This is a genomic window from Ferrovum myxofaciens (assembly GCF_013181415.1).
Classification (GTDB): domain Bacteria; phylum Pseudomonadota; class Gammaproteobacteria; order Burkholderiales; family Ferrovaceae; genus Ferrovum; species Ferrovum myxofaciens.
Window position 1 is genome coordinate 77792 of sequence record NZ_CP053676.1, and the last position, 20332, is coordinate 98123.

The following is a 20332-nucleotide window of genomic DNA, read 5'->3' on the forward strand; positions in this document are numbered from 1 at the left end:
GGCCCTGTTTTTGCCTGTGGATGGCATAGGGATATCCAGTTCCCTCCCTACAGAGTCCATGTATGGACCGATTCCGGTCCTGCACTACAGGGAGGAAATATGTCGGAGTTCGACGATCAACCGAAAAAAGTTTTTGACGCAGGAGCCGCTGCCGAGAAGTTGCCTGACCTCGCGGAAGGTCTGCTCTCAATGCTCAAGGCCAAACAAACGGCGAAACATTCTGAGACCACCAGGACTTTCGCTGTAAAGGCTGTTCAAACATTAGAGCCAATCATCATCCAATTATTCGAGGCTGATTTCGGAACGAGCGAGGTGCTGGCGCAACTGGCGCCGTCTTTCCCCGATGTCCCAGTGGGGGACTTGCGATACGCGGTGGCCAAACTCCGTGAGCGAAATCGGCACCAGATCAAGATACCCAAAGAGCCAGCCACGCCAGAACGCAAAAAGGCAATGGCAGAAAACTCTGCGTCGGACGCAGAACCTGTCCAGAAAAACACACCAGTCCGACCACCATCAGATCCGGGTGGCGAGAATGACCAATTGAAAGGCGAATCGGATGTGGACTACGCGATGAGAAAGGACCTTGAGGCTCTCAGTGCCACATTCTCCAAAAAGAAATTTATTGGCGAAAATTAACAGGAGAAGAAAATGCTTAAGACTTTTATCATTGACGGCGACAAAGGCGGGGTCGGGAAAAGCATGGCAGCCCGGGCCCTGATTCACCATTATCTGGCGCGGGATGATTCAACCCGTCCCAAGATCGTTGTAATCGATGCTGATTGCTCCAACCCGGATGTGTGTGGCACGGGGGGGGTCAGAGTTGGGAGTGGCATCATACAGGCCAGTTTGGTGGATCTGTCCACAGAAGATGGCTGGATCGATTTTGGCACACTGGTTGGTCGATTCTCGGAGATTGGTAAAAACATCGATCTCCGGATAGTTGTCAATATGCCCGCGCAGATCGGAACACGCGCCTTCGATGGGTCGATCCCCATCGTCAACGAAGTGCTGCGTGAGGCTAATGCGATCCCTGTCTGGATGTTGAGCCGGACGCATGAAAGCATCCGTGCTCTCGAATATCGGCTGGAAAATATGGGGCCCCGTTACCAGTACGGCGTCGCCATTAAAAACCTGTTCTTCGGACAGACAGACAAATTTGGAATATGGGAAGCCAGCCCGTTACATCAAAAACTGGTCGTAGAAGGAGAATGGCTTGGGGCCGAACTCCCCGAGCTCAATGATCAACTTGCGGTAAAAATCGGACGCACCCCTTTCCACGAAGTCCTGTCCACCGGGATTGATGGCAAACCTCTGGAGTTTGGTTATCGCCTGGCACTGAATTCCTGGCTTCAAAAAGCGGGCGCGGCCATGGCAAGAGTCGAAGAAGTTGAGGTGGCATAATGCTATACGCCAACTCCGAACAGATATTTATCTCCGCCATGGGGGGAAGAACCCCACTCGAAGCCGAGAAAAAGGAAATGGACTCTTTGCTTGGAGTTCTGAAAAAAACCGGGTTTCAGCCCGACGACCCGTCAAATGCTGCCCATGTTCTGATGCTGGCATGGGCTTGGTCCCATGGTACTTCACGGGCCGATGTCCTGAAACTTCTGGATGAAGCCAGAAGCGATATGGATAACGCCGTCAGCGAGATCAAGTTGGCGACCCAAATATTCCGCGAGGCTCCCCCAACGACACCCATTGATCTGGAATCCCTTGCCAAGGATCTCCCCAAGCATTTGAAGTTGCCCGACCGGATCATTGTTGACATGGGAGTGCTGAAGGAGGCGCTCAAAGAATCCTTCAGTGCTTTCTGGATCATCTTGGCTGGGGGACTAGTTGGGACTTTCTTCTGGCTCGGGACTGCCTGGGAGCAACACCATCAAGATACGGAGGTGTCGCTCCTGAAAAACCAGATCGGCAGTCAGGCAGAAACCATCAAGCAGTGCCTGTCAGGTCACAGAAAGTAATGGCCCCCACTGTACACACGGAACTTGCCGGAGTTTTCTCCATTACGGCGGGGAGTGCCTGGTTATCAGGAGGGGATAGTCTTCTGGGGCCACTGTGCTCGGTGGGATTGCCGTTGGCGGTGATGCTCGTCCGCTCAGGAAAAAAATTGGACCGAATGGTGGTGGCGTTGGGTTATTACCTGGTTGGGTGCTGGCCAATTGTGGGGGCCGTCACGGGCTACTGGGGGTCAGAACACTGGGGGATTGGCGTTGTGGTCTGGCTGGTGGCATCCATGGTTCTGTCAGTGCCGTGGGTATTGGCATCTGGCCCTGTCGGGGCGCTCATGGCAATTCTCATCACGGCGTTGCCGCCGATTGGGGTCATCGGCTGGCTATCGCCATTAAATGCCGCCGGGGTTTTGTTTCCCGGTACAACATGGCTTGGGTTACTGCTTTTGTTGGGCGCAATTCCGGTCATTTATACCCCTGGGTGTTTACGAAAGTACGGGGCATTGGTTTTGGTTCTGGGATCGATAGGTTTCAATCTTTCCTATCGGGAGGTTTTGCCACCCCATAGCTGGGTCGGCGTACAAACGGCGATTCGGCCCAGTAACAACAACATCCTGAAGGGCATCGCCAATAATCAGGGGGTTATCGAGGCGGGATTGCGTGCAGGGGCAGGGGCGAAGGTGGTGGTTTTTCCGGAAGCGATTCTGGATAATTGGTATCCCGGCACCCAGTATCAGCTTTCCAGTGCGATTCCAAAAGGGCAAATCTGGCTGATTGGGGCTGAATCTCAAAAGAATAGGTCCGATGCGGTCATGTTGGCCAAGCATAGCCACTCAAATCCGGAACCGGTTGCCAAAGCTGCTGGGCTTCTGCTGGGGGGTGACTGGATACCCTGGGGGAAAGATAGCCTCCGCCCGGCCTGGGTGCAGTCCGTTTTTATAGTGGAGGGCAAACGGGTCTGGGCATCACTTTGTGTGGAGCAGGTTCAGCCATGGGCCTGGCTGGAGGCCATGGCACAACGGCCCGATATTGTTTTGGCCATGTCCAATGACTGGTGGGCGTATTCCAGTACCGCACCAGGAATTCAAATGGCCAGTACCAGAGCATGGGCGAGACTCATGGACATCCCATTGGTCATGGCAGTAAATTTGGGGCAAAGTCAAAAATCATCATCGGATTTAAAGGCCGTTTTCGACTCATTAAGAGCTGTTCGGTCCTCAGTATCTTGACGGTCCGCTATCCGAAGTCAAACTGACACTCGTCAGTATTTTTCGATTTGTCGACCCTCGGTCATTGCGGGCACTTGCTCCAAGCTGTGCTAGATTGGCCATGAATGACCGGTTTGCGGTAGAATATTTGCAGGGGACTACAGCCGCATCGTGCCAATTGCAGGCGGTCGAGGTATAAAGTACGCCGCATGAAACCAGTCGTTCGTGGCGTCTCATAAGGCCCCATAAAGCGATAATCAAAGTTTAAGCCCCACTACTCTAGGCATTGAATAAAGGCAACATCGTGCTTTTTGCTGGTTTTCAAGGTATTTTAAGAAATATCGGTCATTCAATTAGTTTTTTCGAGTAATGTATGGTGGTTTGGAAAGAAGTATGAGTCTTCGTATGCTTATTAATTGCATTACTATTACTCCTATGGCATATTGACCCACATTGATTCAAAATCAACACACCCCCAAAAATTATCCGTAAAAAATGAGCATGTTACCTAATCAAGGCACTATTGCAGTGCTAGAAGAAAAGCCCGAAGGGCTGGATGATTCTCAATCAGAAGGATGGGGGAGTGATTATCCTCTCGATTCCGTTTTTGTCAGGACTGAGACTCGTACAGTCCAAGAGGTGGTGAAAAGAATTAGCGCGGGACGTTATCAACTTGATCCTGATTTTCAACGTGATTTCGTTTGGCCCGTCGATAAACAATCTCGCCTTATAGAGTCATGTGTAATGCGCATTCCACTTCCAGTGTTTTATGTGGCCGAAGCCAATAATGGCCGTATTGCAGTTGTGGATGGATTACAGCGATTAACGACTTTCAGTAGATATATTAGAGACGATTTCTCCTTAATATTAAAATCAGGAGAAGATCAGCCAGCCCACCCGCTGAATGGCATGAAGTTTTCAAAGCTTCCTTTGCAATTGCAGGAGCGCATAGAAGATACGCAATTGACGCTCTACATCCTTGATTCAAAGGCGCCAGAGCGAGCAAAGTTGGATATTTTCGAGCGAGTGAACAGCGGAATGCCGCTTACCCGTCAGCAAATGCGAAATTGCTTATTTAACGGACCGGCTACCGAATGGTTGAAGAGGGCGGCAAATAGTCCAGAATTTCTTGATGCCACCGGAAGATCCCTTGATAAAAAATCTATGCGGGATAGGGAGGCAATCAATCGTTTTTGCGCTTTTTATTTGATTGGCGAGCAAAACTATACCAGTGGGGATATGGATGCTTTTCTGGGACACGCATTAGATGCGATGCAAAATGACAGTTCGAAGTCGGAGGATTTGTACAAAAAATTTATTCACTCGATGGCGGCAAATAAATTTTTATTTAAATCACATGCGTTCCGAAAATCTCTGGCTCAGATTGATGATTTTGCCGCGCGTACAGTATTAAATATTGCGTTATTTGACGTTTGTTCAGTCTTATTTGCCAATATTGATAAGGCAGTAGTAAAACAGCATGCTGACTTATTCCGTGAAGCGTTTCAGATTCTTATTGCCGATTTCGACTTCAAACACGCTATTACCTATTCGACCAACAGTACACGGCAAGTCAAAACAAGATTTGCGATGGCACGTAACGCTATTGAGGGGATTCTACTCCTATGATTGATCGCTTAATTTTTCGAAATTTCAAGTGCTTTGAGGCCCTTTCCCTGCCGCTTGCACCACTTACTTTGCTTACCGGATTTAATGCAGCAGGTAAATCAACCACATTACAAACTTTGCTGTTATTGGCGCAAGCAATTAGGCAAGGAGGAAGGAGTCGATTCCTTCAGCTTAATGGCAATCTGACTCGTTTGGGCTCTCCTGGGGACGTGGTTCGCGAAGGCGGTGATCCCGAGGTTGAGCTGGGAATACGGGATGCTAATATTCATACTAATTGGAAACTGGTTCCTGAAGATCGGCGTTCTGGACATGCGCTTACCATTAAGCAAATCGAGTGGGATATTGGTGCGAATCCTTCAGAGGTCTATGCTGTGGGGTGTGAGACGATGCTAAGTGACTTACTCCCCCAAGAAGCTCCAGAGTCCGTTCGGAAACTCTGTCATGGCCTTAGAGATGCGGTATTCCTTTCGGCCATACGTGCTGGTGCAGAAAATGTATTTCCATCGCCTGAAATTTCTGAACCAGTCTGGGCTGATGTAGGTGCTCAAGGCGAATACGCAGCGTGGTGGTTTGAAAAACTATTGGATGAGGACGTTGATGCATCACGTCGGCATTCAAGTGATTCTGCGCCGATTCTGCGGAGACAATTTAATGCTTGGGTGGGTGAACTGTTCCCCGGAGCCGAAGCGCATGCTTTTCGTCTCGGCAATACGGGATTGGTGCAACTGGAATTCCGTAACCATGGTGCTGATGAGTGGCGACGGCCCTCCAATATTGGTTATGGATTGAGTTATGCATTCCCAATTCTAGTAGCGGGACTGATTGCACGCTCTGGCCAAATACTTGTCATTGATAGCCCTGAAGCGCACTTACATCCTATGGCACAATCAAGAATGGGCGTTTTTCTTGCAATGATTGCAGCAGCAGGTGTTCAGATTGTTATCGAAACTCATAGCGATCATGTGTTGAATGGAGTCAGGTTGGCAATTAAACAAGAAATTCTACCTGCAACGCAGGCTGCTATTCACTTTTTTAATCATCGCCCCCGTAGCGCGAGAGATCCAGCTCACGTGGTATCACCGAAAATTGATAAAAATGGCAATCTAAGCGAATGGCCAGGAGGCTTTTTCGACCAAGCCGAGAAGGATCTTGCAACTCTTGCTGGTTGGAGCTAGGAATGCCTTGGTATGTCAATGAATTGTCTCTATGTGGCCAGTATCAAATCGCTGACGATTTTTTGAATGATTTAAGCGAACTCATGCGCTTGCGGCGGCAAACACCGATGCTGGCTGAAAGCCTATATTGTTTAAAGGCACTCGCGTTACAGAATGTAACCTACAACCAAAATTTTCGCGAGGTGGTTCAGCGCGATAAAACTCTCCTTCAGCTTGTACTTGCATGGTTGACAAAATATGGTCCATTCTGGGATGCAGACAGACAGCAAAATCAAGATGATTATTTTGAGTATCTTGGTCAGGATGTAACTAACCACAGTCTGGCAGAAATTGCTAGGCGTAAATTAGCAGGCCAAGAATCTGTAAGTGTGAGCTTTGCCAATGGCGGATTTGATTATGCGCCACTTACCATTGAACAAGGCTTGGCTGAAGAGCGGCTTGCAATTGTAGATATTGACAATATTTGGAATTTTTCAAAACTAAGCAATGATGTCCTTTCAAAAACACCTCGGCCCGTTAATTGGGAACAAATGCTTAATCAAGCAATAGCGCGCTTCAATAAACTGTCCTTCTCTCCAAATTGTATCAGTGCGCTCCCAATGGAGCCGTATTGCTCGTATGTGACAGAGCGAGTTTTCGAGTTGCTCCATGTACTCAACGAATTTATGAACTGTCGGCGTGAGGACGGAACCTATTCGGATAGAAATAATGAATTGATTCGTCAGTATTTCGCAGGAGGAAAAGCGTTGTTCACCGATGAATCTGAGAGTAACAAACAGGATTTCAAGAAAGAAATGACTTTCCCTGATTTTGATAGGCCGACTGCAGCGGTATTTTGTTCTTGGCACGGCAAGATAAAGAGTCCTCAGTATAGAATCCATTTCGAGTGGCCATCGAAGACGCATCAAACACTTCGTATTTTCTATATTGGACCAAAGCTAACTAAACGATAGATACCAAGGTTAAATGGCATCTGGCAAAGCCAGAGACTTGTTGGGTGACCGTCTCTAATGGGTCAATTGCCAACTTTTTTCCTTGAATTGGATGCTTGTAAGCTGACCGTCGCCACGGTCAGGTTTGTCTCGGGAACAGAACTTCATGAAGGTCTGCTTCCGGGCTGCGAAAATTTATGTTCCGCTCAAAAAATTGGATGCCGGATAGCTGACCTTCGCGAATAGCAGGAATCGAGACACAGCGGTCGTTCGCGACTGACCGCTTTCTGACAAGGAATTCAGCGTATCGAAACTCTCAAGTTACTAGTACAACATAACATCAAACAACTTACATATCATTCCAAGCCCAGATCGAAGTTACTCCACCGGAAGACAACCGGGTGTTCGTTCCATTCGGCAATCCCTTTTTCGATGCGGCCCTTCAGTTCCTCCTTTGAGGAGACCCGGATGTGGCGCAAGAATGTACGGGCCATCTTCGAGAACGCCGTTTCCACCAGATTGAGCCAGGATCCATGCTTGGGGGTGTGGACATACTCAAACCGGTTGGGATGTGCGGCCAGATAGGCGAAGGTCTCCTTGGAAATGTGGGCCGAGTGGTTGTCCAAAACAACCCGAATGGTCGCCTCTTTCGGGTAACGCTCATCCAGTCGCTTCAGCAGAGCGACAAACTCTTGGCTCCGGTGACGCTCTTCGACATTGGCGATCACTTCACCCGTATGAAGATCCAGGGCCGCAAGAATCGAAAGCGTCCCATGACGGATATATTCGTAGTCGCGCCCGACTTCGGCGTGGCGTCCGGGGACGGGAGGCAAATCGGGGGCCGTGTTCTGGATTGCCTGGACTCCCGGTTTCTCGTCCACGCTGACAGTAATGACCGGGCGGATCTCCTCAGGAACCGGCTTGTCCTGTAATTTTTTCCGGTCATTCTGAAGATTAACCTCCTGATAAACCATCAGGACTTCCCTCATCTTCCGGTCAAAATCTGGATCCTTCTTTTCCAGATAGTACCGGATTCGGTGCGGCTTGATGTTGGCTGTATCCAGAATCCGCCATATCGTCATCTTCGGAACACGGGCCAATCTTGGAAATCCCGCCGATTCCGCTCTCTCGTGAACAAAAGCCGTCAAAGCCGATAGGGTCCACAATTCTGCCGCAAATCCATGGTCCTTGGGCTTGCAGCAGGCCAGACTCACTACCCAACTTTTAGCCTCTTCCGTGATCTCAGGGCTTTTCGGTCGATGATATTTATCCTTGAGCCCTACAGAGACTCCGGCGGCCAATGCCTTGTCGATGCATTTGTAAATAGATGGGCGAGACAGACGGATCTCCCGATGAATTTCCGAGAAAGACATCCCTTCTGCATATTTCAATAAAATGCACGCTCGTTCAATCTCCCGCTTGGAAGCCGTCCGGGACTGCGAGAGTCTCGTGAGACTTTCCTTTTCTTTTGGCGTTAATACCAATGGTGCTCGATCCGTCTTTCGTCCCATTATCTCCCCCCGTCCTTTATGGTTTTGACCAAAATTTCTCTCGATCATTGTACGGGAGGGAATTGTATTACGTAAACCTTTTAATGATATTTACTACTAGTGACCTAGCGGTTTTTTTCGAATTTAACTATAAGGAATGAATGCTGTTTCGATTTAATAAAATATTGCTACGACACCACTTAGTGCTTGTCGGCAAGTATCCTTCATCGCCGTTATTTTTGCAGAGTTATTTGCTACGGTAGGCCGCACCAAATAACTCACAAACCCATTCTGAGCCTGGTGTCCGACGATGACGTACAATACCCATAGGAATTTTTTTTGTAGTCAGCGAAATTGATCCGTCACGAAGACTCCTCTGCACAGCCAGTTCCATTTTTGGTAATTTAGATTGACCGTGCCTGGCTGTTACAAACACGCTCTTGGATTTTCCGCGAATTCTGGTTATGTCACTTCGTGTGGGCGGCTGGCTACCAAACCTTCCTTTGCCAAAAGGGGTTATTACTGACACAGGAGCCTCGGTTAACAAGCTAATCCACATGCCATCATGGTGACCTGTTTGAGAGCCATGATGCGGAATCTTTACAAGACCTGCTGGCATAACCCCAATTTTTTGCGCTTCTGAGACTATCGCACTCCAACCTCGCTGTGGATTCAGGCTGTTTTCCATGTCGGCACCAAGCAGCACCGACACATAAGGCCATTCAATGGTAAGTACGACAGAAGTAAGATTCTCAGTGATTAAGATAGCTTTGCGTAATTCTTCACGCGCCTTCGGATGATTCTGTGCTAAATTTTTAAAAAACTCATCCGAGTCCAAGTCAGATGGTGACCAGCATGTGATTTTTGGATTCGTAGATAATTGGCGAGCGGGTACTGATTTCTTGATGGGCTTATTCCTTTCCCCAAGAAGCTGAAGAACCCTACGAATATTTCTAACATTACCTCCATCGGTCTTCAGTTCATTAATGGAGCTCGCTTCAACAAAACAAGCAAACTTTTCTTCTGAAAAAACCTGTGAACAAATAAAATCGGCTTCTAAACATTTCTCGAGGACATCTGAAATACCCTTAACATGATCGTCATCCCAATGGGATACGATGATGTACTTTACCGCTTTTTCAACTTGAACGCCAATTTCACGAAGGTAACGTAAAGGTGCGACAGACTTTGCCGGATCGGATGAGTCCACGCATGAGTCAACAATAAGCCATTCTCCATTTCCCAGATGGACAACAACAGACTCACCATAGCCCGGCCCAAGCACAGTAATTTCTATTTCATTGGCACTCGGTGACGACCCAAGACTATTCCACACGCAGACTCCGAGCCAGTTCACGCCCACGCACTATAGCTTGGTCAAGATCCTGCTGCCTATAGGCGGGCATACGTCGAAAAATAACCATCGTGTATCGAATGGGCTGTCCGGATGGAGAGACGCCTTGTTTAACGCAAAGCCGAAAAAAATTTCCTTCACGGAGGAGGTCTTTGTCCCAGTCAGCGACATCTGAAATGGGGATGACAGCATCTTCCTCCGCCCCCTTAACACCTAAACCTTTTAGTCCATTCAATACTGCTGAGAAGAACATTCCTTCTTCTTGAATACTCGTAACGTAGCCATCCCATTCTGCAAGGAGTTCATCCGGCGCTATTCGCGTATCAGGTAAAAGTCGAGTAAAAGTAGAGGGCAGCTTAGATTGCACCGATGATGTATCTATATCGGTGTCGCTCTCATTGGCAGATTCACGATTAGCTAACTCTATATCAGGAAAGAATCTTTTTGTTGGCTGCACATTGTACGAAAGTGAAAAAAAATTATTCGCTGTAGCAGATTCTTCCGGCGACTTCAAGACGGCCTGAGCGCTCATACAATAACTCCCTCGAAAATTGACAAAGAATCATCGACAGATTTCTCAAAACGGGTCGATAAAACTGACAATAAAAAAGATGTATCTTTACCTTCCTGAGACGGTTGCGTTGACACTTCAGAGTCAGGATCAAGATTTGTCAGTTGATGGTGGTGATTCGAGCGAATAAATACACCTGTGTTATTAGAAACCTCAGTTGATGCGACTACTACAACGTCACGCCAACCCGTAAGCCTATCCTCAACGAATGGTTGCCGCATGTGAACGCTCATCACACCTCCCTGAAGACTGGTTCCTTTATGTGGTCCAGCCATACTTTCTAATATTTCACACCCCCAAGGCCCCCATGCATCAGGCGGGGCTATTCTCTTTCCAAATTCATTTCGTGCATCAGAGCTCCCAAAATCATAATGGCAACCTACATTAATGCCAAATTGTAAAACAGTCGAACTTGGTGACAAGTCCCCAAGAGCCTTTAATACTAAATCACAAATTCGAATATGAGGGGCTTCTAATGAAGTTACCTGAAATCTATTCTCTTGTACTAATATATCAGCCCAACTTAATTTAAATTGCAATGTGTGCATTGTAATCAATGCGGTAATAGAAGCAGATTCCGCCACTTTTCTTGCAATAACTCTTCCACCAGCCAATTTGTTTGGATGAAAGTCGTCTGGTGCAAATTGACCAGCCAATACAATGCTAACTTCAGTTTTTATGGCATTCATTATATTGATATATCAAAAAGTTCAAGTTATCACTTTCGCATAATGCACTTTGTTATCTTAAACCGCAACGGGATAAGTTGCTGTTTACAATTTCGTATAAATGAATACTGACTTTCCTCGACTGTAAACTTGTTACAAGTCACAACCATCAGCTTTCTTGCGATCCATTTTACACCTCGACCGTCAACAACTGGCACACACCTGCTTTACGACCTTGCCAATATCATGCCACAAAGCGGTCATTCATGGTCAATTGTGTTCGAGGCAACGCGACCGACCGCTTTGGCCGAGGACGCGACGGTCGGCAACCCAGCCATGGCTGGCAGGTCATCGGCCTGAGTTGCCGTCTGTCTGTCTAGTAGCTTCGGTCAGCAATGTGCTAGTAAGCTGCCCCTCACTTGCAATTCCTGCTCAACGTCAGTTTTACGAACCGGGGAAGGCGCACTCTCGACCCGAAAGGGAACGTCGGACGAGCTAAACTGACTGAGCCGACTCCAGGGAACCCATATACTGAACGACGCGCTGGCTCGTTACACGCCCATCGTCAATTTGAATCCATGACGCTACTTTCTCCGGTTGTCTATTCTCTTGAAGTTGTCTGTCACATTGGACGAATTGTAGATCACAACGCCTGGTCCTCTTGTGCCAAGTAAATCACTCCGGTTTCGCGGAGGGCATTCAGGCCTTCAAATACATGGCTGAGACCAACGGGCAGAGGTAACCCTCGGCCTCGTCGAAGTCCGTCTCGGACAGCAGCTTGTATTGCTCGGTGAGTTCCATTTTTCGGTCGAAAGGAAGGTCGGTGTCGATCTCGGAGCCGAGGATGAGCTGGGCCCGCCGTGGCAGCTTGCCGGACAGGAAGCTGATGACCTTGGGCAGGTTGATGTGGTCCTGCCCCTGCTGGTTAGGGGAATCAACAACAAGCGGGATGCGGAAGGACCCCTTCTCACCGTAGCACGCGGCCCAAAGGGCGGCGTAGTAGGCCAGGACGGACCGAGGACCGCTGCTGCCGGAAAGGTTGGGACGGCTGGTGAGCTTGACCTTGCCCGTGTCGGTCATCGGCAGGCTCAACTCGACGAGGGCTGCCGAGTAGGCCTCGCGGAAGATTTTCAGAATCTCCTTCGATCGGTTGCGGTCGGTCAGCTTGCTCATGGCCTCCGTTATCCGCTCATGTTCAAGCAGGTGGTCGGCCATCTCGGCCTCAAGAATCACCCGCTCGTCCTCGAAGGCCCGGAAGGCTTTCTCGGCGCCCATGCTCTCGACGACTTGGCTGAACTGCATATCACCGCGTCGGATAGAAAGAAGCGCCTCGACCTTGCGATAGCTCTGTTCGAGTGCTGCAATCTCGGTGTTCGTCTTCAAAAGCTTGTTCTCGATCTCGCGCGCATCCTTGCGGAGGCGGATGGTAATGTCGCGCAAGGACCGGGCGTCCTCGGCGTAGGTGAGAAGATCGAGGAAGGAATCGGAGTGCTCTGCGTTGCACACGGGACAGACGAGGGCCTCACGCGGCTCGGTGCGAAGAAACTGGGAGTCACTCTCGTAGATGCTCAGGGCCTCGTTTGCGAGGTTGGTTTGCAGGTGGATCGAGGCAAGCAACTCCCTCTCCTTGACAGCCTGGTCGCGCAGGATTTCCTGCCGCTTGTTGATCTCGTTGACCTCGGCGGTTAGCTGCTCGATGTCGATTTTGAAGTTTTCCGGGTCAACCTTCGGCCCGGACATCGAGAACGATTTGCTAACACGTTCGCGGGCCTTTTCGAGGAAGCCGCGTTCCTTCCTAAGGTTGTCGAGTATTTGCTGCTCGGCGTCCCTCTTGGACTTCGCTTCGTAATACTCGGGGGGCTTGATGCCGGTAAAGTATTCGAGGATGGAGCCGACGGGGGCCTTAAATTGAGCCAGCCCCGTAAAGGTATTCCAGTTGGCTTGCCAGCTACCGTCCTGGTTTATGTAGAAGGGAAGGAAGAAGCACTTGGGGTCGGCCAGGACGGTTCGGGATTGCTTGTCGGTGAGCGGCAGGTTGAACCCCGTCGCATCCGAGAAGGCGGTGCTCCATTCACCGTGGTCACCGGTCGAGGCGAGGATGCGGCCTTCACAGTCGAACAGGGCCCGTGTGCCGCTTTGGTGGAGGACGGAGAACCGGCGGCCGTCGACGCTGAACCCCACCTTGGAGATCGTGTTCTCGTCCCATTGGCGCAGTTCACCCTCCGGCCGTGCCCCGAGCGTCGTGAACAGGGTTTTGATCAGGCTCGACTTGCCGGTGTGGTTCCGGCCGAGGATCAGGTTCTTCCCCGCGTGGAACTCTACGTGCCTGGCCCGCCTGTCCCTGCGAGAGAGCATCCAGATGTCTTCGAATAGAAAGCTTCTCATATGATTTTGTCCGAAGGGTTCTAATCAGTTTTCTTAGGTCTGGTCCACGCATTTCCTGACGGCCCTCAATGCGATGTGTGCGGTCAATTCCGCCGCCCGGAAGGACGGGTGCGACGGCGCCAGATAGATCCTTGCCCCGTCGAAGAAGGGGCCTAGGAGCGGTCCCAGAGTGTTCGTTTCCAGCCATGCGTCGCAGTCGGAGACGAGTGCTGAGGTCAGCGGGTCATCACCGCCCATGACCTGTCGTTTGTAGATGGCGGCCATGGCGACTCGGACGCTCGTCACCTCCATGAAGTTCAGGGCTCCCTCGGTCAAAAGTTGTTCCAGCCATGTCTCGGCGAGCGCCACGAGATCGGGCACTTGTTCGAGGGATCCGAGGGCGGAGGCGAATTGCCCGCGCGAATATCCTCTCTGCCTGCGGAGCTCCTCGAAGTTCGAGCACGAGTCGGTCTTGGCACCAAGCGGGCCGATGTCAGCGAGTAGGGCGTCAACCAAGGACTTGGCCTGCCCGGCGTGGCGTGGGCTGCGCTTGTTGAGGAACGCGACGGCTACACCTTGGAGATGGGTTGCGGGCGCATCGGGATGGATCGGGACCTTCTCGACACAGATTCGCTCGGGGTTGACTGGGGATGCTCCCGCGTCGTGCAGGGATTCGAGGCCGGTTCTGAGCAGGTCGAGGTGCCCCGCTTCAAGCTGGGATAGGGCGCATGAGACCGAGGTGGCAGCGTTGTGACCATTCGCGAGCGGCAGGTTGCAGCCGCTGTTGGAAAGAAACGTCCCGGAGCTTTTCAGTTCCTTGAAGGCGAGCACGGCGGAGTAGAGTTTGCCGATGGGGCTGTCCTTGATCTCGTCGGTGGTCTTGTCTGCCCGTCTCTTCTTGGCCGGGGCGGGCAGGCGGGTCAGGTGGCTCCATTCCCACTCGCCGCGATCTTTCTTCTTGACCTGGTAGATGCGAATGGAAGAAGGGGCCGATTCGGAGTCTAGCTCAGCGACGTCTTGGACGGCTTCGAAGAGGATCAAGAAATCATCAACCCCGCTCTCCTCGAGCTCGAACATTCGGGAGAGCGCCCATGCCCGCTGGAAGTCCACACCCTTCTGGTTGTGGCCTCCACCGGTCTCCGCCAATTCCTTGTCGCTGGCGACGCGAAAAACCTCTTCGGTGTTGCTGCTCCCCATGCTCTTGTGGTTTCCCCCTTGGAAGTTGGATTATCCACGCATTTGGCATTCGTTGGGAAATCCCGCGTATCAGAATAGCAAACGGCCGATTTCCGATCAGTCAGTAGTAGCCAATAGCGATATATATATGCCATCAGTCGGTTCAGGAGCAACTGCCGTCATTCGTTGCCGACGAAAGTGGTCAAAGGGACGGAGCCCCCCTCAACGTCAGCAAGCGTGACACCTGTCATTGAACTGAGCCGACGCCACCGACAGCAATGGCCGAATAGTGAGCCTTCCCACCAGCACCCCCTGACCCGCCCCGTCCGGAAATGGCACGCAACTGATATCGCGTTCTGCTCACAGGGTGCCATAAAACTGACATGAGCGATTAGTGAGCGTGGTTTCATGACCGATTATTGAACCACATTTTGGCTCAATTTTGTTGGATACGCATCAGTACATTCAATTCCAAGAGATATTCCCCCTCTGCAGAGTCCAGGTATATGGCCACTGGCCAGATACGGAGCACTCTCAATGGAAGCAAGTCAGACCAAAGTACGCCATAAAGAAGCCTTACGCCGAGCCCTCGGGCCGGAGATTCTAGGCCCCCTTGAAGATCCTCATGTGGTGGAAATCATGCTCAATCCGGATGGAGCACTCTGGGTTGATCGGTTAGGAACCGGCATGTCCTGTACGGCCCGCATCGATGCTGTGAGAGCACTCACCATCGTGAACACCGTGGCGGCCATGCTCAATACCGTGGTGACCATCGACAAGCCCATTCTGGAATGTGAACTACCTCTGGATGGCAGCCGATTCGAAGCGCTGATTCCCCCGCTGGTGGAACACGCCAGTTTTGCCTTGCGCAAAAAAGCCTTGCTGGTCTTCTCCCTGGACGACTATGTCGGCAAAGGCATCATGACAAGCGATCAACGCCAGGCCATCGAGGCCGCTGTATCTGATCGGCAGAATATTCTGGTCTGTGGGGGGACGGGCACCGGCAAGACCACGCTGGCCAACGCCATTCTGGACTGTGTGGCCAAGGTGGATACGGATCACCGGATCGTTGTGATCGAGGATACCCGTGAACTTCAGGTCTCTGCTGACAATGTGGTTTTTTTGCGTACTTCAGACACCACTGACATGACGCGCTTGCTCCGCGCCACTATGCGATTGCGGCCTGACAGGATCGTGGTGGGTGAAGTACGCGATGGCAGCGCCTTGGCTTTGCTCAAAGCCTGGAATACCGGTCATCCGGGCGGAGTTGGAACGGTTCACGCCAATGATGCCAGTGCAGCACTGATCCGGATCGGACAACTGATTCAGGAAGCGGGAGTCCCGCCAAATCCAGAACTTATCGCTGAAGCCGTGAATGTCGTCGTTTCTATCAAGCGTAGCGCACAGGCTCGCCATGTCGAGGAAGTGGTCATGGTCAGAGGATGGTCACCGAGTGGCGGTTTTCGGGTGGAACGGGCGGCATAGGGGGAGTTATGGCGATTGAAAAGATTCAGCGGGTATCGTTCAATGGAGAAATCCGTAACGAAGTACAGGAAACAGTGGCGCGGGCTGTGGAAGCAGATCCCGACAAATTCATTGAACGCTTCAGGGCATTACCCCAGTCACTGGGGGGGCGGTTTATCAGTGCGGATACCTTCAAGGAAACATTCGAGCAATATCGGGAATCCAGGGAATCCAGAAACCGGTTGAATGGCCCAGTCCATAATTCGGCTGCAGTTTTGGCCAGTGAGCAGTTTCGTCGAGTACTTCAGGATGAACCAGAATCAGGAAGGAATGAAGTCATTCTTTTGACCGGATCACATGGATCCGGAAAAACCTCCCTGGTTTTGAATAAAACCAGACTGCCCAACAAAGTCCATGCCATTTATGAAGGACAACTGGCTGATCCAGAGATAGCGATTGCCAAGGTAACCCAGACTCTGGAAGCGGGTTTTAAACCCGTAATCGTTGTAGTCCATACCACGCCTGAACGAGCCTTGGATAACGCGCTGAGGAGGTTTGACAAAATCGGTCGGGGAGCCAGCATTGGGGTCATCGCCAGAATTCAGGGAGGATTACCCTATGGGCTGGAAGCGGTTCGCCATAAATTTGGCGACAGCGTAGAATTGCGGGTATGGGATCGACGGATATTCGACAAACCAGCACTGTACTGTGGGTGGGGGCATCTTCCCATCCTGAAATCGGAGGGAAATCATGAACACATTAGACAACGACTCACCCGGCACCTTGAGTTCAAACGATCCACTCTCACCCCTGACGCCTACCTACAAGCTGCGGGGATCGCACCAGCAGTCTCTGGAAAACATCGAGAGCATAATGGAAGAAATGCGTCAATCCATGATCGAATTGTCAACCAATCCAGAAGCACTGGCGAGAGTAGAAAAACTGCTGGTTTGACGCAGTCCACTGAACTTACGTTTGTCGATTTTGCCCAGTCTCTGGGCGTGTATGTCGATCCGCAACAACTGCAAATTGATGGTCGGGTTCACAGGGCGTGTGTAGGGGATAGCCCCACGGGAAAACTGGATGCGTCTTATCTCCTGCACGAAGATGGCACTGGCTGGGTCACGAACTTCAAGACGGGTGGTGAAACAGTTTACTATCGCCCGGCGGAATCCCACCGAGACCTGACCCCGGAAGAAAAAGCCAGAATCAAAACCAATCAGGATACCCTGGGGAGACAATGGGAGGAAAAACGGCATGGCGCTGTCCTTGAATCCTTGACACGCTGGCGAGAGTATCGCGAGGCCCTGAATTTCCCTTATCTGGATACGCCAAAATTGCACCCGGCAGGACTTCGGCAGGGGCGAGCACAATTATTGGTTCCGGTGCTTGCTCTGGATGATCAGGATGGCGTGCGCTGGGTTGGCATGCAGCGGATAGGCTGGGCAGAATCAGGGAAATCCGCCGACAAGCGTTTTGTATCCGGGACCCTCACAAAAGGGGCCTTTGCGGTGATCCCGATTGTGGGTAGCGATGAAGAAGCCCCGCTCCGCGCCTTTGAGTCAGTTATCCTCGCCCCACAGGTGGTGATCTGTGAAGGGATCGGTACCGGCCTCGCCATCTATCAGGCAACGGGATTGCCAGTGATTGCTGCCTTGTCTGCCCAGAATCTGCCCGCTGTGGCCCAGTCCCTGAAAACCAGATTACAGGGGACCGTAGTGATCTGTGCCGACAATGACGGCGAAAAGAACGCATTCAAAGGCCAGTCCTACGCGCTCAAAGCTTCCAAAGTTTTCGATGAACCCGCGGGCATTGCCATTCCTGTCAAACCCTACGGGGAGACACCTTCCGGTTATGACGCACGGGACCTGTTGCGGGATGCAGGTGCCGAATCAGTGTTGACCACCATCAAGAACCTGATAGAACAAGCCTGCCTTGAAAAACTCATATCGCCCCAATCAACCGTCACCACACAAGCCCCGGAGGCCAAGACTACTATGGAAAACCCTATGCTGAATCCTGCCCAGGTCATTTCTTTTTTTGACACCCTGAACAAGGTCAGGGAAGAAACGGATGTGAAACGCGACAATCGCATTGTGGCGGAATTAAAACAGACAGTAGCTCAGGGTGTGGAAAATATCAGGGAATTGTTCGAGGCTCACAAACGGGTCGAGACCCCTAAACAGCAGGATCAACCGCAAAGTCCCGCGCCTGGGGAGGAACCGACAAATCCCGAGTCCCCCGCAGGCAAGGTCGAAGTGCAAGGGAGCGGATCCGATTCGTCAGGTCAACCCAGTTCTGGCGTCGGACGCGAATACAAAATCGATCAGGATGGAATTGCCGCTGACTGTGCTTTGGCGCAACTGGACTGGAATGGCGCACACGCGCTTCGATTGGTAGCCAATGGAAGGGAACTGACCCAAGGGCAGGTTTTGTTACTCCGTAGCGGAACGCAACCCGATCTGATTGACGAAAAATCAGATCTCACCAACCTGGGGAAGTTGGCCTATGATCGGTTGGCCAATGCAAAAACCGCACGGGATCTGGAACAGCAGCAACTCCGAACCCGCAATATCGACCAGCAAATGGAAGAGAACATGACCAGAAAAGTTCACAAAGTGAGCAGCCCACATGAGGCCGACCTGGGGCGTTGAAGATAAGGTTCATTCTCGACCCATGGACAGTCGTCAGCGTCATAGTCGTACCGTAAGGATGACCTCGTTTTTCAACAGCCTGCTAAACGAACACCGGCGAGGAGTATAAGAAATAGCAGATGTGGCTTCACGCAAGTTCCTTTCAATACCATACAAGCATGTCCCGTTGCCTGAACTTTAGACATTCGCGGGTTTTTCCAAATATCGAAGGTACCCATCTGCGCGATAAATATTTTCAAAAAAAATGCAAAAAACACTTGACATGAAATCCGATTTGCGAGGTCGCTGCGCTACCCGCTCGGGGTTGTTTTTGAAGCGGGTAGCGCAGCGACCAATGAAGGGTTTTCAACCCCTGATCCCTCTTCATGTCGCTTACCTCCTCGGTCTGTCTGCTGCTCTCGGAATGGATTTCCTTTCTTTTGGCCGCCGTTCCACCCCGTTCCCGCCGAACCTTTGTCGAACTTCTGATCGGTTGCATGCTCAACCCGGAAGGCTGGGTCACTCGTGCCATCGGTGCCATTCGCCGCGAGGCGCACTGGACCACCTACTACAAACTGATCGAGCGGGCGAATGTCTCGGTCGCCGACTTGTCCATTCAATTGCTGCAATTGACGCAAAGAGTTTTTCCAAACGAGCTGGTCAACCTGATCATCGACGATACGCTGGTTCCTCGTTGCGCGAAGAAAGGGCCGGGGATCAGCGTCAAACACGATCACAGCCACAAGGCCAACCGGCCCACCTTTTTGAACAGTCAAGGTTGGGTCACACTGGCCCTGGTGGTGCGGGTCCGATTGGGTTCGGCGCTGACCATCCCAATTCGTTCCTGGTTGGTCGAAGAATCCGGCCAACGCGGCAAACTCTGGGTGGCTCGGCAGTTGATCGAGTCGGTCAGAGGGAATGTCAGGGAAGCGCGTCTGCTGATCGATGCCTGGTTCATGCGCAAGAGTTTGATTCTGCCCTTGCTCGAACAGAGGGTACGCATCATTGGTCAGGTGCGACGGGATACGGCACTCTACCTGCCTCCGGAACCAGAACCGAAACGCCGGGGGCCGAAACGAAAATACGGGCAGCGGCTCGATGCAGCCATGCTGGATACATTGCCAGCGCAGGAAATGAATCTGATGCTGTACGGCAAACTGCAACGGGTCCGGCTGCGCTCGGCCATCACCGTGGCGCGATTCCTGAAGGGGGTGCCCGTGCGGGCGGTGTGGTGCGAGATGCGTCAGGACGACAACACCTGGTCGCGTCCGCGCCTGATTCTGGCCACCGAGACGGAATTGTCGGCTCAGGCCGTGGTGGAAATCTACGCCGAACGCTGGGGTATCGAGCCTTTGTTCCACAACCTGAAGCGATGGTGGGGGGTGACGAACCTGTGGCAACAATCGAAGGGGGCTCTGGAACTGTGGATGCAGATTCGTTCCACAGCCTATGCCTTGACCCAATTGCTCGCCCTGAAACTGTGGGAATCCTTTCCGTTGATGGAAATCGCGCCCTGGCGCAAGGGAGCAATGATCACGGCGGGACTTTTCGGTCAGTGGATGCGCATCCAATTTATCGGACTTCCCGTACGCCATGCCTACAACCCGAAGTCGGGGAATTTCGTGATGCCTTTCCCCACTCAGGATCAACGATTGCAGTGCTGAGGCGCGCAACCCCCTGTCCATCATTGTCGAATCGCCCTGTTTCGTGTTT

Annotated in this window: 16 protein-coding genes; 10 read left to right on the plus strand and 6 right to left on the minus strand. The window is 51.5% G+C overall.

All coding sequences use genetic code 11. The features are described 5' to 3' along the window. Positions 1-99: 99 nt before the first annotated feature. The 7 genes from HO274_RS00425 to HO274_RS00455 all read left to right on the plus strand — a co-directional run bounded on the left by HO274_RS00425 (position 100) and on the right by HO274_RS00455 (position 6920). The gene (locus HO274_RS00425; protein ID WP_273120517.1) at positions 100-636 is read left to right on the plus strand and encodes a hypothetical protein; all 537 of its coding nucleotides are present in this window, start codon (positions 100-102) and stop codon (positions 634-636) included. Positions 637-648: 12 nt separating this feature from the next. Further along, on the plus strand, positions 649-1401 hold the full coding sequence (locus tag HO274_RS00430) for a P-loop NTPase family protein (protein ID WP_273120518.1): 753 nt from the start codon (positions 649-651) through the stop codon (positions 1399-1401). Next, positions 1401-1967: a hypothetical protein gene (locus HO274_RS00435; RefSeq protein WP_273120519.1), complete on the plus strand. Its 567-nt coding sequence runs from the start codon at positions 1401-1403 to the stop codon at positions 1965-1967. Before HO274_RS00430 ends, HO274_RS00435 begins: the two co-directional genes overlap by 1 nt. Beyond that, positions 1967-3184: a carbon-nitrogen hydrolase family protein gene (locus HO274_RS00440; RefSeq protein ID WP_273120520.1), complete on the plus strand. Its 1218-nt coding sequence runs from the start codon at positions 1967-1969 to the stop codon at positions 3182-3184. Before HO274_RS00435 ends, HO274_RS00440 begins: the two co-directional genes overlap by 1 nt. 480 nt (positions 3185-3664) lie before the next feature. Next, the gene (locus tag HO274_RS00445; protein ID WP_273120521.1) at positions 3665-4792 is read left to right on the plus strand and encodes a DUF262 domain-containing protein; all 1128 of its coding nucleotides are present in this window, start codon (positions 3665-3667) and stop codon (positions 4790-4792) included. Beyond that, positions 4789-5967: an AAA family ATPase gene (locus tag HO274_RS00450; RefSeq protein WP_273120522.1), complete on the plus strand. Its 1179-nt coding sequence runs from the start codon at positions 4789-4791 to the stop codon at positions 5965-5967. The genes HO274_RS00445 and HO274_RS00450 overlap by 4 nt, the downstream gene beginning before the upstream one ends. Before the next feature lie 2 nt (positions 5968-5969). Next, positions 5970-6920, plus strand: a complete 951-nt coding sequence (locus tag HO274_RS00455) for a hypothetical protein (protein WP_273120523.1) — start codon at positions 5970-5972, stop codon at positions 6918-6920. Between the two features lie 335 nt (positions 6921-7255). Here HO274_RS00455 and HO274_RS00460 read toward each other — a convergent pair whose 3' ends face one another. From HO274_RS00460 to HO274_RS00485, 6 genes are all read right to left on the minus strand, one after another. Beyond that, complete coding sequence (locus HO274_RS00460; RefSeq protein WP_031596347.1) at positions 7256-8410, minus strand: IS630 family transposase; 1155 nt, start codon at positions 8408-8410, stop codon at positions 7256-7258. 226 nt (positions 8411-8636) lie between these two features. Next, entirely contained in the window at positions 8637-9725 is a 1089-nt protein-coding gene (locus HO274_RS00465) for an MBL fold metallo-hydrolase (RefSeq protein ID WP_273120524.1), read from the minus strand. Further along, entirely contained in the window at positions 9715-10275 is a 561-nt protein-coding gene (locus HO274_RS00470; RefSeq protein WP_273120525.1) for a hypothetical protein, read from the minus strand. Before HO274_RS00470 ends, HO274_RS00465 begins: the two co-directional genes overlap by 11 nt. Next, complete coding sequence (locus tag HO274_RS00475) at positions 10272-11003, minus strand: hypothetical protein (RefSeq protein ID WP_273120526.1); 732 nt, start codon at positions 11001-11003, stop codon at positions 10272-10274. The genes HO274_RS00470 and HO274_RS00475 overlap by 4 nt, the downstream gene beginning before the upstream one ends. 678 nt (positions 11004-11681) lie before the next feature. Next, on the minus strand, positions 11682-13367 hold the full coding sequence (locus tag HO274_RS00480) for a sigma-70 family RNA polymerase sigma factor (RefSeq protein WP_273120527.1): 1686 nt from the start codon (positions 13365-13367) through the stop codon (positions 11682-11684). Between the two features lie 33 nt (positions 13368-13400). Beyond that, positions 13401-14543 (minus strand): dsDNA nuclease domain-containing protein, encoded by a 1143-nt coding sequence (locus HO274_RS00485; RefSeq protein WP_273120528.1) that lies wholly within the window; start codon positions 14541-14543, stop codon positions 13401-13403. A gap of 516 nt (positions 14544-15059) precedes the next feature. Between HO274_RS00485 and trbB the strand changes: the two genes are divergently transcribed. From trbB to HO274_RS00500, 3 genes are all read left to right on the plus strand, one after another. Beyond that, entirely contained in the window at positions 15060-16007 is a 948-nt protein-coding gene (gene trbB / locus HO274_RS00490; protein ID WP_273120529.1) for a P-type conjugative transfer ATPase TrbB, read from the plus strand. Between the two features lie 8 nt (positions 16008-16015). Continuing rightward, a complete protein-coding gene (locus HO274_RS00495) occupies positions 16016-18640 on the plus strand; it encodes a toprim domain-containing protein (RefSeq protein ID WP_273120530.1) in 2625 nt (874 codons plus the stop codon). A 365-nt stretch (positions 18641-19005) separates the two neighbouring features. Further along, a complete protein-coding gene (locus HO274_RS00500; protein WP_273120531.1) occupies positions 19006-20283 on the plus strand; it encodes an IS701 family transposase in 1278 nt (425 codons plus the stop codon). The last annotated feature ends 49 nt before the right edge of the window (positions 20284-20332 follow it).